The following is a 12,667-nucleotide window of genomic DNA, read 5'->3' as shown; positions in this document are numbered from 1 at the left end:
AACAGGGTAGCCAAATGGGGAGATAAGGTTGAGCAGGCTGGAGTAAAGACTCTCAATACCGCATCCAGAACCATAAATATCCATCACAAAAAAATATTGAACTACTTCGACAACAAGAGTACAAATGCTTCAGCCGAGTCTTTCAATGCAAAAATAAAAGCTTTCAGAAGTCAGTTTAGAGGTGTAGGGGATATCAATTTCTTCCTATTCAGATTGACCAAATTATTTGCTTAGTCCACAGGTTTTGAAACTGATCCATTTTTTAAAAGGAATCAGCGGACAGTCAGGCATATAGCATCCAGACCATCAGTTCATTCTATGGGATATCGGCCAGTAAATTAAGGAGGTACTACCGCAATAAACTGAGCGGGTTCCAGGATTGGGAGCATCGCGAAAATGCAAGGGATGGATTGATCTTCCCACAGAATATCAGCGGCCATCTTTCCATTGACGAAACCTGCCTATCCCATGGCGAGCTCTATACCGTGGTCACCAACAAAGAAGCACACGGTAAAAAAGGGACCATTGTGGCCATACTGAACGGCACAAAATCAGAGAACATTATCCCCGTCATTCAAAAGATCCCGCAGAGATTGCGCAATAAAGTTCAGGAGATAACCCTTGATCTAGCGGGCAATATGGGACTGATAGCCAAAAAATGCTTTCCCAATGCCGTTCAGGTAATAGACCGTTTCCATGTCCAGCAACTGGCTACCGAAGCGCTCCAGGAAATAAGGATAAAACATCGATGGCAAGCCATTGATGATGAAAACCAAGCAATTGATCAAGCACGAAAGAAGAAGGAAGCCTATTTTCCGGAAGTCCTATCCAACAGTGACACCATTAAACAGTTACTTGCAAGAAGCCGATATCTACTCTACAAGAGTGAACACAAATGGACTATCGAGCAAAAAGACAGGGCAAGACTATTGTTTGAGCGATATCCGGATGTTGAAAAGGCGTACAGGCTATCCCAGGAACTCTCTTGGATCTTCAACACAACCATTGATAAGATCTACGCCTTTACCAGGCTGGCCAAATGGGCGGATAAGGTTGAGCAGGCTGGATTCAAGTCTTTCAATACCGTCTCCAGAACCATAAATATCCATCACAAAAAAATATTGAACTACTTCGACAACAAGAGTACAAATGCTTCAGCCGAGTCTTTCAATGCAAAAATAAAAGCTTTCAGAAGTCAGTTTAGAGGTGTAGGGGATATCAATTTCTTCCTATTCAGATTGACCAAATTATTTGCTTAGTCCACAGGTTTTGAAACTGATCCATTTTTTAAAAGGAATCAGCGGACAGTCAGGCATATAGCATCCAGACCATCAGTTCATTCTATGGGATATCGGCCAGTAAATTAAGGAGGTACTACCGCAATAAACTGAGCGGGTTCCAGGATTGGGAGCATCGCGAAAATGCAAGGGATGGATTGATCTTCCCACAGAATATCAGCGGCCATCTTTCCATTGACGAAACCTGCCTATCCCATGGCGAGCTCTATACCGTGGTCACCAACAAAGAAGCACACGGTAAAAAAGGGACCATTGTGGCCATACTGAACGGCACAAAATCAGAGAACATTATCCCCGTCATTCAAAAGATCCCGCAGAGATTGCGCAATAAAGTTCAGGAGATAACCCTTGATCTAGCGGGCAATATGGGACTGATAGCCAAAAAATGCTTTCCCAATGCCGTTCAGGTAATAGACCGTTTCCATGTCCAGCAACTGGCTACCGAAGCGCTCCAGGAAATAAGGATAAAACATCGATGGCAAGCCATTGATGATGAAAACCAAGCAATTGATCAAGCACGAAAGAAGAAGGAAGCCTATTTTCCGGAAGTCCTATCCAACAGTGACACCATTAAACAGTTACTTGCAAGAAGCCGATATCTACTCTACAAGAGTGAACACAAATGGACTATCGAGCAAAAAGACAGGGCAAGACTATTGTTTGAGCGATATCCGGATGTTGAAAAGGCGTACAGGCTATCCCAGGAACTCTCTTGGATCTTCAACACAACCATTGATAAGATCTACGCCTTTACCAGGCTGGCCAAATGGGCGGATAAGGTTGAGCAGGCTGGATTCAAGTCTTTCAATACCGTCTCCAGAACCATAAATATCCATCACAAAAAAATATTGAACTACTTCGACAACAAGAGTACAAATGCTTCAGCCGAGTCTTTCAATGCAAAAATAAAAGCTTTCAGAAGTCAGTTTAGAGGTGTAGGGGATATCAATTTCTTCCTATTCAGATTGACCAAATTATTTGCTTAGTCCACAGGTTTTGAAACTGATCCCCTAAACCCGCAATTTTTTTAAACTGTCTATGAGATTGTTCGGTAATAATTGTGTTTGGGGCATAAATCGGGACTTCACCTACGAAGAACCTTTTTTCTTTGATTATCACACTTTAAGGGATACGAAAATTTTTTATTTAGGTGTACACTTTCTGTATTTTGACGTACACTTCCTGCATTTAGACATACCTCGTTTCATTTAAGGTATACGTCATTCCGTACAAAGTGTATACTTCGTGGCAAAAGGTGTACGCTTCCTGTATTTAAACGTACGCTTCTTGCATTTAGAGGTACCTCTTTTCGTTTAAGACATACGTCGTCTCCCACGAAGTATATGCTTCGTGGCAAAAGAGATACACTTCCTGCATTTAGACGTACCTCTTTTTGTTTACGGTATACGTCGTCTCGCACGAAGTGTATGCTTCATGACAAGAGAGGTACGCTTCCTGCCTTTAGACGTACCTCTTTTCGTTTACGGTATACGTCGTCTCGCACGAAGTGTATGCTTCATGACAAGAGACGTGCGCTTCCTGTATTTAGACGTACCTCTTTTTGTTTAAGGTGTATGTCATCTTGCTCGAAGTGTTTGTCTAGTGGCGCAAGGTGTATGCTTCCTGCTGTGCGACTTGTGTCATTTCATTGGCTTGGAAGGTTTTTACCATACCATTTTTTAAGAAAACGAATACTTCCAAAATCTACTAGTATTCAAGATTCAGGTGTTACTTTGGCGCATCCAGCATTGGGTAAACGGGAAGTGCCTGATAAAAATTTTTATGCAGACTTATGAGCAGATAAGATAACCTCCAGTGCCATCTATATTAGCACAGATCGACACGTTGATGGAAGAGCTTTGGCGGGATAGTGAACGACTTTTGAATAACGCCAAGTCTAGATTATTTTAGAATGTATGGGAGAGGTATGTGTCGAAGCCCTTTTCCTTACAACATTTGGGGTAACGTCCCTTTTTGGCGGAGCGTATGACGCAAAATGATGCTGTTTTTTATAAATGATACATGCTTATTTGTAAAAGGTGCACCCTTTTGCGATTTTACGTGTTTGCATCTGATAAAAAGCGATCGCGTTGCTGTTGAATGCGATCTTTCGCGGTTTGGGTCTCCGATAGTTTCAGTCGGCCTTTTTATTTAGGGTCCACTCTATTCACATCTCATTATTTTTCAATAACATGTGAATTTTTGGAATACTAATTAGTACTTTTATATTTTTAAGACAAATTATAACGGCAGCCAATGAAATTTAGATTATTGATACTCCCGATATGTGTTATCGTGCTATTGATGGCAAACTGCAAAAAGCGGGAAGTGGATAATGATAAACCATCAACCTCGTCAATTGCACTAAAAAAGAACGGGATTCAGTGGGCAGAGACAACAGCGGTCGGGACTTTTAATACCGAGGACAGTATAGTTTCGGTCTTGGGAACCGAAAATACGGAAACCTTTTATATACGGTTTAAGAAACCTGTTTACAATACCAGGCTCGACGCGTTGGATGCATTCTCCCTGATAGCGCCTTTTTTCGGATCCGCAGCTATATCCGATGCATACCGTCTTGATCCGACAAAACCAAACAGGCTTCAAATCCTAGCCATGGATTATATAAATAAGCGCATAGTAGGGGATTTTCACCTGCATCTGAAAAGAGAAGAAGGATACGGAGGTGAAGAGGATGAAACCAATATTTATCAGGGCAGGTTTGACGTAATACTTGATGAGTTTTCATTTTAGAGATTGCTTGATGTTCCTCTTAGATGTCGCTCTTTTATAGCGACGCTCCGAAACCCTCAAAAGCTTTCGTTGGGTGAATACTCCAATATAGGCTATCAATGTTCAGCATAAGTTTATTATGAGAATTAACCAAATTCGTACTGTCGAAAACAAAAACTACGTTAGAGTTATAAAATCGTTGCACTTTGAAAAACTTAGTGGTGATAGGAAGGGAAGTACTCCATCCGTGTTTTGTATGGATTGATCCATTACCCCTTGATTGGGAACTTTTGATGGGACATTACTCCAAGTAACAGAAAAACCGTTTCTATCAGTAATAGAAACGGTTTCGTTCGTACCTAGGGCGGGAATCGAACCCGCACTCCCTTAACGGGAACAGGATTTTAAGTCCTGCGTGTCTACCAGTTCCACCACCTAGGCAACTGAGCGAAAGACGAGATTCGAACTCGCGACCCCAACCTTGGCAAGGTTGTGCTCTACCAACTGAGCTACTTTCGCTTGACGTGGTGCAAATATAGAGCTTTCGGCTAAATCTCCAAAATAAAAAGATGTTTTTTCTGAATTATTTCTGCCTTGATTTTTAGCTATAGCAATGCGTTATAATTTGGAACCTTTTGCGTTTTTGGATGTAATAGAGGAGCAGGACGGAAAGGGTGGAAGAAAAAGCCAAAATTGTGTAGGAACCGTGTTCTCAAAACAACTTTGGCTTTGTATTTCAACTTTATTTTGATTTTAAGTTATTTACTTCCTGTTGTAGCGCCTCGATCTGCGCTTGTTGCTCTTTTAAGGCCGCAACTAGTAAAGGAATAAGGTCATTTGAATTTACCTCTTCATATTTAGCAACCTTTGAGGTGTTTTTTCCGGTACTATAAAATTGCGTCGACTCTTGTACCAGATCTGGGAATACACTTTCCACGTTGCTTGCCAAAAAGCCGTATTGATTTCCCGAAGGTAAGTTTAGTTTTTTATACTTATCTGTATTGTAAACGAATGTAACCGGTTCAAGGGCTTTTATACGTTCTGTTGAGTTAGATATTTTATCAACATTAACTTTTAATTCCTGCTCATTCAATTGTTGTGCGTTTACTATTGTACATGTTCCAAAGGCCAATGCCAATACTGAAGTTAAATTTGCTATAGATATTTTCATTTTTAAAAAATTATAATTATATACTCTTAGATTAACAGTATGAATAACCTATTCGTAAGCGTTGCCGCACGAAATCAGGTATTATTCCATTGTATACTATCACTTATTAGTGGAATATTACATGAGCGTTAATGCCCACGGATATTTCACGATGATAACGGAAGGAATGTTAGGAAATGTTCGGAGGGGGGCAATGAAGCCTAATGGGGATATGCTTTACTTTTGCATCACAGGGATGATAATAAAGGGCGTAAAGAAAATCAATTTCTACAGGAGTTAGAATATGGGTGATGACGTAATCATCGTCTCCCTGTCGCTCACTGTCTGTGTCTTCGGAGGATTGCGTATTTATATTTTCGGAATGTTCGATATCATAAATGCTCTTCTCGGATATAACATACATGCATGTTGAAGCGCATAGGAAAAATCCTAAAGCCGTTATTATGTATGTTAGCTTTCTTATACTCATATCGATGTCTAAACAGAGAGTTCATTAACTCATTAATAGGGTTTGTTCTGCTTAGCTCTATGCCCCATTAACTGCTTACAAATATAATAAATTAACATTTAAAAACGTTAAAAATTGAACAATTAAATTTTATTGAAGTGTCTTTGTTACAACCGTTTAACTATTAATAATTGATGTGTTTAAGTAGATGTGAAAATGTGTTTTACTCAATAATTTATGGGTAATAGTGCGTAAATTTTACTAATTGATTAACGGATTTGTGAATGTGCGGGCTTTGCCTCGGTTTAAAGGTGCGAATTTAGAAATCTTTATGTATTTTCTGTAAGATGATGTCGTTTTCATATCCTTTAGCCGCGAGATAATTGTACAGTTTGGCTTTTAGCTTTAGATTGTATGGTTTTTTCTCGCTTTTTGTTTTTAAATCAATCAGGTGTTCAATTTTTTCTTCGTATTCTTCGCTGCTTATCGTGTTAATTGCACTTTTTATTAGTTTTTCTGGTATTTTTTTTAATTTAAGATATTGCCTGATTTTTACTCTTCCCCAACTTTTTATTCTAAATTTTCCAGAGGCGTATGCCATAGCGAACCGTTCCTCATTTAAGAAATTTTCTGAAATAAGCTCGGAAATGGTATTTTCTACATCATCGAAGTGTAGCCCCCATTCGTACAGTTTGTCTCTTACTTCCTGTTGTGCCCGTTCTTGATACGCACAGTAATTTTCGGCTTTTAATTTAGCCTGATGCGGAGTGTAGACTTTTTTGTTAGCATAACGGTCATCCATAAGTACAAATGTTCAAAAAATACCTAACTTATTAAAAATAATGATGAAATTCGTAGCAATATATCACTATGTACACTATAACTTCTGTATTACAAATTCTTTCCGCTGAACACTATGTTCTTGCTGACGGCGGTCTAGCGATAAGTGAATTGGTCTATGACAGCAGGAAGATTAGTAACGTAGAGGAGGGTTTATTTTTTGCTATTAAAGGTAGTAGGGATGGACATCAGTTCATTTCCGATGCGTATGAAAAAGGTATTAGAAGTTTCGTGATCTCCGATGTTGATTTTTCTACTTCACCTTATCCTGACGCTAATTTTATTTGGGTGGGGGATGCACTCAAAGCCATCCAAGCTTTAGCAGCATTTCACCGGATGCAATTTACTATTCCTGTTATTGGTATTACCGGAAGTAACGGTAAAACTATTGTCAAAGAATGGTTGCACCAGTTACTGACTTCGGAACATAACCTATATCAAAGTCCAAAGAGTTATAACTCGCAATTGGGGGTGGCACTTTCGGTTTGGAATCTTCGGGCAGATCATACATTAGCCATTATTGAAGCGGGTATCAGCCGCCCTGGTGAGATGGAGGCGTTGCGGAAAATGATAGATCCGTCTATTGGTATATTGACAAATATAGGTACAGCACATATGGAAGGGTTTGCTTCCAAAAGCGATAAATTGGATGAGAAATGGAAGCTTTTTAAGAATACCCCGCAGATCTTGTTTCCTTCTAGTTACGTCCCCGATACAGAAAATATTTATAATGGATTCACTTGGGGAACAAAAGAGTCGGATGATTTTCAGATTCTAAATATTTCAACTGAACATACTGAAACAAAGATAACAGCACGATATCAACAAGAGAATCTCGATTTCGTGATACCTTTCCAGGACAAGGCGTCCATTGAAAATGTGATTACCTGTATAGTAGTTATGATACAATTGGGTTACGATTTCACGATCATTCAAGAACGTATAAAGGGATTGAAGCCGCTGGAAATGCGTTTGCAATTAAAGAGAGGGAAGAATAACTGTAGCATCATTGACGATACATATTCTAATGATTTGGCATCCTTGCAGATCGCATTGGATTTTTTGAATCAACAAAATCAGCACACACAAAAATCGTTGATATTAAGCGGATTTGTAGACGCACAATCTACAGACAAAATAATGGACAAACTAATTCATTTGCTTAATAATCAGTTGTTAAAGCGGGTTGTTCTGATTGACCGCTCTTTATTTGGCATTATAACAGCGATAAATTCGGAGGTGCTATGCTACGAATCTACAGCAGAACTGATAGCTGATCTATCACGAATTAATTTTAACAATGAGACAATTCTGATTAAGGGTGCACGTAAGTTTCATTTAGAAGAAGTAAGTCAGCTATTGGTTGAAAAATCCCATGATACCGTTATGGAGATCAATCTGAAAGCCATCGAAAGCAATCTTATGCGATACCGTTCCTTACTACAGAAAGACGTAAAGCTAATGGCTATGGTCAAAGCTTTTTCTTACGGAAGCGGAAGCTTTGAGGTGGCAAATGTCTTGCAGTTTAATAAACTGGATTACCTCACTGTAGCTTTTGTCGATGAGGGGGTCGAATTAAGGAAAGCCGGTGTAACCTTGCCTATAATGGTATTAAGTCCGCATGAGGGCACCTTTGGGGATATCTTGTCTTATCACTTAGAGCCAGAGATTTATTCCAAACGGATTTTGAATGCTTTTCTTCAATTTTTAGCGGATCGTCAGATTAAAGATTATCCGATTCACATCAAACTGGATACTGGTATGCACCGGTTAGGATTTATGAAAAATGAATTGGATGATGCGCTTACTACGCTTCAAAAGAGCCCACAAGTCAAAGTTGTATCGGTGTTTTCACATTTAGTTGCTTCGGCCGATACTGCTCAAAAGGAATTTACAGCCCACCAGATTCAGGAATTTAAAAGGTTAGCGGGTGCATTGGAATCCGTTTTGGAATATCCAGTTTTGAAACACATTTGCAATACGACAGGGATTGTAAATTGGCCAGATGCGCAAATGGATATGGTGCGACTGGGGATCGGACTCTACGGTATTGACCTGTCGGATAATGGACTGCATTTAGAACCCGTTAGCGCAGTTAAAACCACTATTTCGCAGATAAAACAACTAAATGCAGCGGAAACCGTTGGCTATGATCGGAAGGGTGTCTTAAAACGAGATAGTCACATTGCAACCGTCAAAATAGGATATGCGGACGGATATGACCGTCGTTTAGGAAACGGTATTGGCAAAATGATGATAGCTGGACAAATTGTACCTACAATAGGCAACGTTTGTATGGATATGTGCATGCTGGATATAACCGACATCATAGCAAATGAAGGAGATGAAGTAATCGTTTTTCCAGATTTGATACAGACAGCCAAAGATATTGGGACCATACCTTATGAACTGCTAGTAGGAATTTCATCGCGGGTGAAAAGAGTTTATTTTTACGAATAATTATGATAAAGAAAATTTTTCAAAAGCTACTGTATTATTTAATTAAAGGAACTCTGGTGGTGGTTCCATTGGCTGGCGCTGTATTCCTTATCATTTGGATCGTAGCCTCTTTAGACAATACATTGAATATCACACAACATTTTCTAGAAGATGAGGAAGGTCACCCCTTGTATATTCCTGGTATTGGAATTTTGACCGTCATTGTTCTACTAATTATTGTGGGGATTATTTTTACCAATCTCGTTACCGACCCCATTCGGAACTGGCTTAACCGTACAATAAAGCGTATACCATTGTTTAATACGTTATATTCATCAATTAAGGATTTTACGGAAGCTTTCGTAGGGGATGCCAAGAAATTCAACGAGCCAGTATTGGTAGAAGTGAATGAAACGGGGATGAAGAAAATCGGTTTTCTTACACAGCGTGATCTAAGTAAACTGGGATTGAAAGATGAAGTCGTAGTATATTTTCCATATTCTTATTCGTTTGCCGGCCAGGTTGTTATAGTGAAAAATGAACGTGTACATAAATTGGATATGAATGCGACGGACGCGATGAAATTAGTAGTTTCTGGGGGAGTGAGTGGTATCTAAAATAGCAGCGTCATGTCGAGTTTTATTGATCGTATATTCGGTACCAAATTAGAAGTCGATTTAGCTAAATCCGGATTTCAAAGCACGTTGTCATTTGAGAGAAGTCAGTTGGATAAGTCCTTATTGAGCGAATATTTGAAAAGACGTTTGCTAATTTATTCCGATACCTTTAATCAGTTTTTGCAAACCAATTTGACGAGAGAGGAAAATCAGCTGATACCGTTATCCGAAGAATTGGATTGTCTCAAAGAGTATATTGAATTGTATAAAGCAATTCGGGAAGGTTATTTTTATATTCAGTATGAATTTCCAATGGAAATGCCTGCATTACAGATTTATCCTTTTATTTTGTTTCCGATGATTCAAAATGCTATTCATAATGGCTATAATAGTATGAAAAACTATCCAATAAAAATTCGCATCCAGATCATTCATACAAAAGTGCAAATGGAAGTGAGTAATCGGGTTAATCATCGTATGGTAAACCAGGGTGATACCGATTTTGTGGAATTTTATAGGCAACGTTTAATGAATCACTATCCGGAAAACCATGAGCTGATGATAAATAGTAATAGCAACACGTTTAAAGCAACGGTTACTATTCCGTTGAATGCGTTAGATTTTAAACCAATATAAAATGAAATATAATTGTAAATATTTTGCTATTAATGTATTTTAAAAACACTATTTTTTATATTTATCGTTACATATAAATATAAAATGTCTATTAAAAAATTAAACGTGCTATGATAGGTACATTGATAGAAAAGGAAGAGATCGGTAAATATAAAATTATTCCGGCGGATATAAATCGAGTAGTGGAGTTAAATCAAAAGTTGAGCAATGCACAACGGTTAGGTAATGAATTTAAATCAAAAGTCTCCATTATATTTCAAACGGAAGATGGTCCAAAGCGCGTCGATACAACGGTGTGGTCATTGACGGAGAGACATATTCAAATTAAAAATGGTGTGCTACTACCGCTGAACGCCCTTATATCGGTAGAATTTTAGAAAAGGCCAAAATTTAAATTTTGGCCTTTTCTATGAAGTTTCTTTTCTTTCTATAGTTAAATATCCATCTGTGCCAGGAAGGAAATAGATTAAGACCTTAAAGAAGAATTCCGGTATTTAGTAGATTCGAGGGCTTTCCAATAAATCGGTGACATAACCTAATATCTCAAATTCACTATTTCCATCTTCCAACATCGAAAAGGTGAGATAGGCAGCATAGATTTCCCCACTAAATATGACATGTTTATCAGCCACTATAGTATCTATAATTTCGTCTCGCACATCGATGCCGATATGGACTAATTCGTTGTGTAGGTTTGTAGAGATGCTTTCATGGCATTCTCCTGAAGCAAATCCTACGATAATATGAAGAATGAGCTTGTCTAGGGTATCTGGATCCAATTTAGTAGCGTAGAGATCAAAGTCAAAACGTTGTTTGGCACTATTAACGATTTTGTCCCAGATTAGGTATTCCGTTTTCGTCTGCATAACAAGAAGGTTTATAAAACTGACTTAGGTAAATATAATGAAATGTTTTCTAAAAAGTAAGTTTTGATCAAAAATTATATAAGCTTTTTTAAGTTGAATAACTTGACGTCTTCGAAAAACTATTTAGTGAGAGTAGCGTTATAACAATAGCTGTTGAGTAGAATAAAGATGATGGTCGAGACAGCGGTGATGAAATTTAAAAATCAGGAGGACAGAAGGATGGTTAATAATATAGGAGAAGATCCAGAGGAAGACTTTTTAGAGGATGAAAGCATTCCGAATGATGATGATGCATTGGAAGTAGATGATTTGAGTTTTGACGAAGAAAAAGGAAGCTACAAATTGGATGTAGATGACGACGATCCGGATTGGGACCACCCTGCAGACTACGCCACAATTTCAGAAGGTGCGGAGGAGGATTCTTCTGAATACGACAACTCTAATCCATTGGTAGGAAATGAATATGCGGAATTGGATGAGCTAAAGGAACAGAATCTAAGTCGTTCCAACATGCATGTCACCTCGGAGGAAAATCTAAAAGTTTCTAAACGTGATGACGAATTGTCTCAAACGGAGGAAGATTATCGGGATGATCTCGATGAAGAAGGCTATCCGAAACAATAAGGCCGGAAAATTTTCTCGCTTTTTATTGAAAGTATTTATTTTATTAACAATCTTTGTTCGAACAGTGGCGACGAGTTTGTTTTGCGCCGAAGCTGCATTGGCGGTTACTCGATTTATAAACATCAAGAATCTAGACGGAACTTTCATAGCTGTTGGAGATATGTGGAGTTAAAAGATAAATTTATGCAAATATCATTAAAGGAAAATAAAGCTTTAGTAGGCGGAAGTTCTTCAGGTCTGGGAAAGGCCATTGCGTTACAATTGGCGCAATGTGGTGCTGAAGTTACGTTGATGTCGAGGTCTGCCGAAAAATTGGAAGCGACTCTGGCCGAGTTAGACCGAAGTCAGGGTCAAAACCACGGCTACATTGTAACTGATTTTAATGATTACGTTAATCATAAGAAGACCCTCATCGATTTTTTTGAAACGCATACCATTGATTTGCTCATTAATAATACGAATGGTCCGCAGGGCGGAACACTGTTGTTAAAACAAGAGGATGATTATCAGCAGGCTTTTGAATTGCTATTTCAAAATGCGGTGTTTACGACAAATTTAGCTTTGCCCCATATGAAAGCACAAGGTTTTGGCCGAATTATTAATGTCTCATCCATGACAGTAAAGGAACCACAGGATGGTTTGGTGCTATCTAATACCATGCGGACAGCTTTGGTCAGCTGGAGTAAATCGTTGTCCAATGCTGTTGCGGCAGATGGTATTACCGTCAATTCTGTTCTTACCGGATACTTCGATACCGACAGATTAAATAGCCTTATGGAAGCCCAGGCAGAGAAAGAAGGCACTGCACTGTATGAGGTAAAACAAAAAAGAATGCAATCTGTACCGATGAGCAGGTTAGGAGATCCTAGAGAATATGGTTACCTTGTAGCTTTCCTCGCCTCATCGTATGCCTCCTTTTTAACAGGGGCTTCCATTCCGCTGGATGGCGGTATTGCCAAAACAATATTCTAACAGAATTATGGAAAATAGAAGTT

Annotated in this window: 11 protein-coding genes, 2 tRNA genes and 2 pseudogenes; 10 read left to right on the top strand and 5 right to left on the bottom strand. The window is 38.7% G+C overall.

Features of this window, described 5'->3' with window-relative positions:
• From C4F40_RS21540 to C4F40_RS06585, 4 genes and pseudogenes are all read left to right on the top strand, one after another.
• The coding region (locus C4F40_RS21540) for a transposase (RefSeq protein WP_231389946.1) at positions 1 to 234 on the top strand (234 nt) is incomplete at its 5' end.
• Positions 235 to 290: 56 nt separating this feature from the next.
• Positions 291 to 1,259, top strand: a pseudogene (locus C4F40_RS06595) (ISAon1 family transposase); the annotation flags it as partial.
• A gap of 56 nt (positions 1,260 to 1,315) precedes the next feature.
• Positions 1,316 to 2,284 (top strand): annotated as a pseudogene (locus C4F40_RS06590) (ISAon1 family transposase); the annotation flags it as partial.
• 1,270 nt (positions 2,285 to 3,554) lie between these two features.
• Positions 3,555 to 4,052: a hypothetical protein gene (locus C4F40_RS06585; RefSeq protein ID WP_196938553.1), complete on the top strand. Its 498-nt coding sequence runs from the start codon at positions 3,555 to 3,557 to the stop codon at positions 4,050 to 4,052.
• A gap of 335 nt (positions 4,053 to 4,387) precedes the next feature.
• Here C4F40_RS06585 and C4F40_RS06580 read toward each other — a convergent pair.
• From C4F40_RS06580 to C4F40_RS06565, 4 genes are all read right to left on the bottom strand, one after another.
• A tRNA-Leu gene (locus tag C4F40_RS06580) sits at positions 4,388 to 4,472 on the bottom strand.
• 5 nt (positions 4,473 to 4,477) lie between these two features.
• A tRNA-Gly gene (locus tag C4F40_RS06575) sits at positions 4,478 to 4,550 on the bottom strand.
• A gap of 223 nt (positions 4,551 to 4,773) precedes the next feature.
• On the bottom strand, positions 4,774 to 5,202 hold the full coding sequence (locus tag C4F40_RS06570) for a tail fiber domain-containing protein (RefSeq protein WP_196938552.1): 429 nt from the start codon (positions 5,200 to 5,202) through the stop codon (positions 4,774 to 4,776).
• A gap of 767 nt (positions 5,203 to 5,969) precedes the next feature.
• Positions 5,970 to 6,452 carry a regulatory protein RecX gene (locus tag C4F40_RS06565; protein ID WP_196938551.1) on the bottom strand — a complete coding sequence of 161 codons (483 nt, stop codon included), beginning with the start codon at positions 6,450 to 6,452 and terminating at the stop codon, positions 5,970 to 5,972.
• A gap of 68 nt (positions 6,453 to 6,520) precedes the next feature.
• On the opposite strand from C4F40_RS06565, the gene C4F40_RS06560 reads away from it, so the two are divergent.
• The 4 genes from C4F40_RS06560 to C4F40_RS06545 all read left to right on the top strand — a co-directional run bounded on the left by C4F40_RS06560 (position 6,521) and on the right by C4F40_RS06545 (position 10,559).
• Positions 6,521 to 8,950 carry a bifunctional UDP-N-acetylmuramoyl-tripeptide:D-alanyl-D-alanine ligase/alanine racemase gene (locus C4F40_RS06560; RefSeq protein ID WP_196938550.1) on the top strand — a complete coding sequence of 810 codons (2,430 nt, stop codon included), beginning with the start codon at positions 6,521 to 6,523 and terminating at the stop codon, positions 8,948 to 8,950.
• Positions 8,951 to 8,952: 2 nt separating this feature from the next.
• Complete coding sequence (locus C4F40_RS06555) at positions 8,953 to 9,546, top strand: DUF502 domain-containing protein (RefSeq protein WP_196938549.1); 594 nt, start codon at positions 8,953 to 8,955, stop codon at positions 9,544 to 9,546.
• 12 nt (positions 9,547 to 9,558) lie between these two features.
• Positions 9,559 to 10,182, top strand: a complete 624-nt coding sequence (locus tag C4F40_RS06550; protein ID WP_196938548.1) for a LytS family sensor histidine kinase — start codon at positions 9,559 to 9,561, stop codon at positions 10,180 to 10,182.
• A 110-nt stretch (positions 10,183 to 10,292) separates the two neighbouring features.
• Positions 10,293 to 10,559 carry a hypothetical protein gene (locus C4F40_RS06545; RefSeq protein WP_196938547.1) on the top strand — a complete coding sequence of 89 codons (267 nt, stop codon included), beginning with the start codon at positions 10,293 to 10,295 and terminating at the stop codon, positions 10,557 to 10,559.
• 117 nt (positions 10,560 to 10,676) lie between these two features.
• On the opposite strand, the gene C4F40_RS06540 is transcribed toward C4F40_RS06545, so the two are convergent.
• On the bottom strand, positions 10,677 to 11,048 hold the full coding sequence (locus C4F40_RS06540) for a hypothetical protein (protein ID WP_196938546.1): 372 nt from the start codon (positions 11,046 to 11,048) through the stop codon (positions 10,677 to 10,679).
• A 153-nt stretch (positions 11,049 to 11,201) separates the two neighbouring features.
• Here C4F40_RS06540 and C4F40_RS06535 point away from each other — a divergent pair, with 153 nt between their 5' ends.
• Together C4F40_RS06535 and C4F40_RS06530 are read left to right on the top strand one after the other, a co-directional pair.
• The gene (locus C4F40_RS06535) at positions 11,202 to 11,672 is read left to right on the top strand and encodes a hypothetical protein (RefSeq protein ID WP_196938545.1); all 471 of its coding nucleotides are present in this window, start codon (positions 11,202 to 11,204) and stop codon (positions 11,670 to 11,672) included.
• Between the two features lie 183 nt (positions 11,673 to 11,855).
• Positions 11,856 to 12,644 carry an SDR family oxidoreductase gene (locus C4F40_RS06530; RefSeq protein ID WP_196938544.1) on the top strand — a complete coding sequence of 263 codons (789 nt, stop codon included), beginning with the start codon at positions 11,856 to 11,858 and terminating at the stop codon, positions 12,642 to 12,644.
• The last annotated feature ends 23 nt before the right edge of the window (positions 12,645 to 12,667 follow it).

The sequence above is a fragment of the Sphingobacterium pedocola genome (assembly GCF_015209965.1).
GTDB lineage: Bacteria > Bacteroidota > Bacteroidia > Sphingobacteriales > Sphingobacteriaceae > Sphingobacterium > Sphingobacterium pedocola.
Note: the sequence above shows the minus strand (reverse complement) of the source record. Positions and strands in the feature narration are given on the sequence as shown.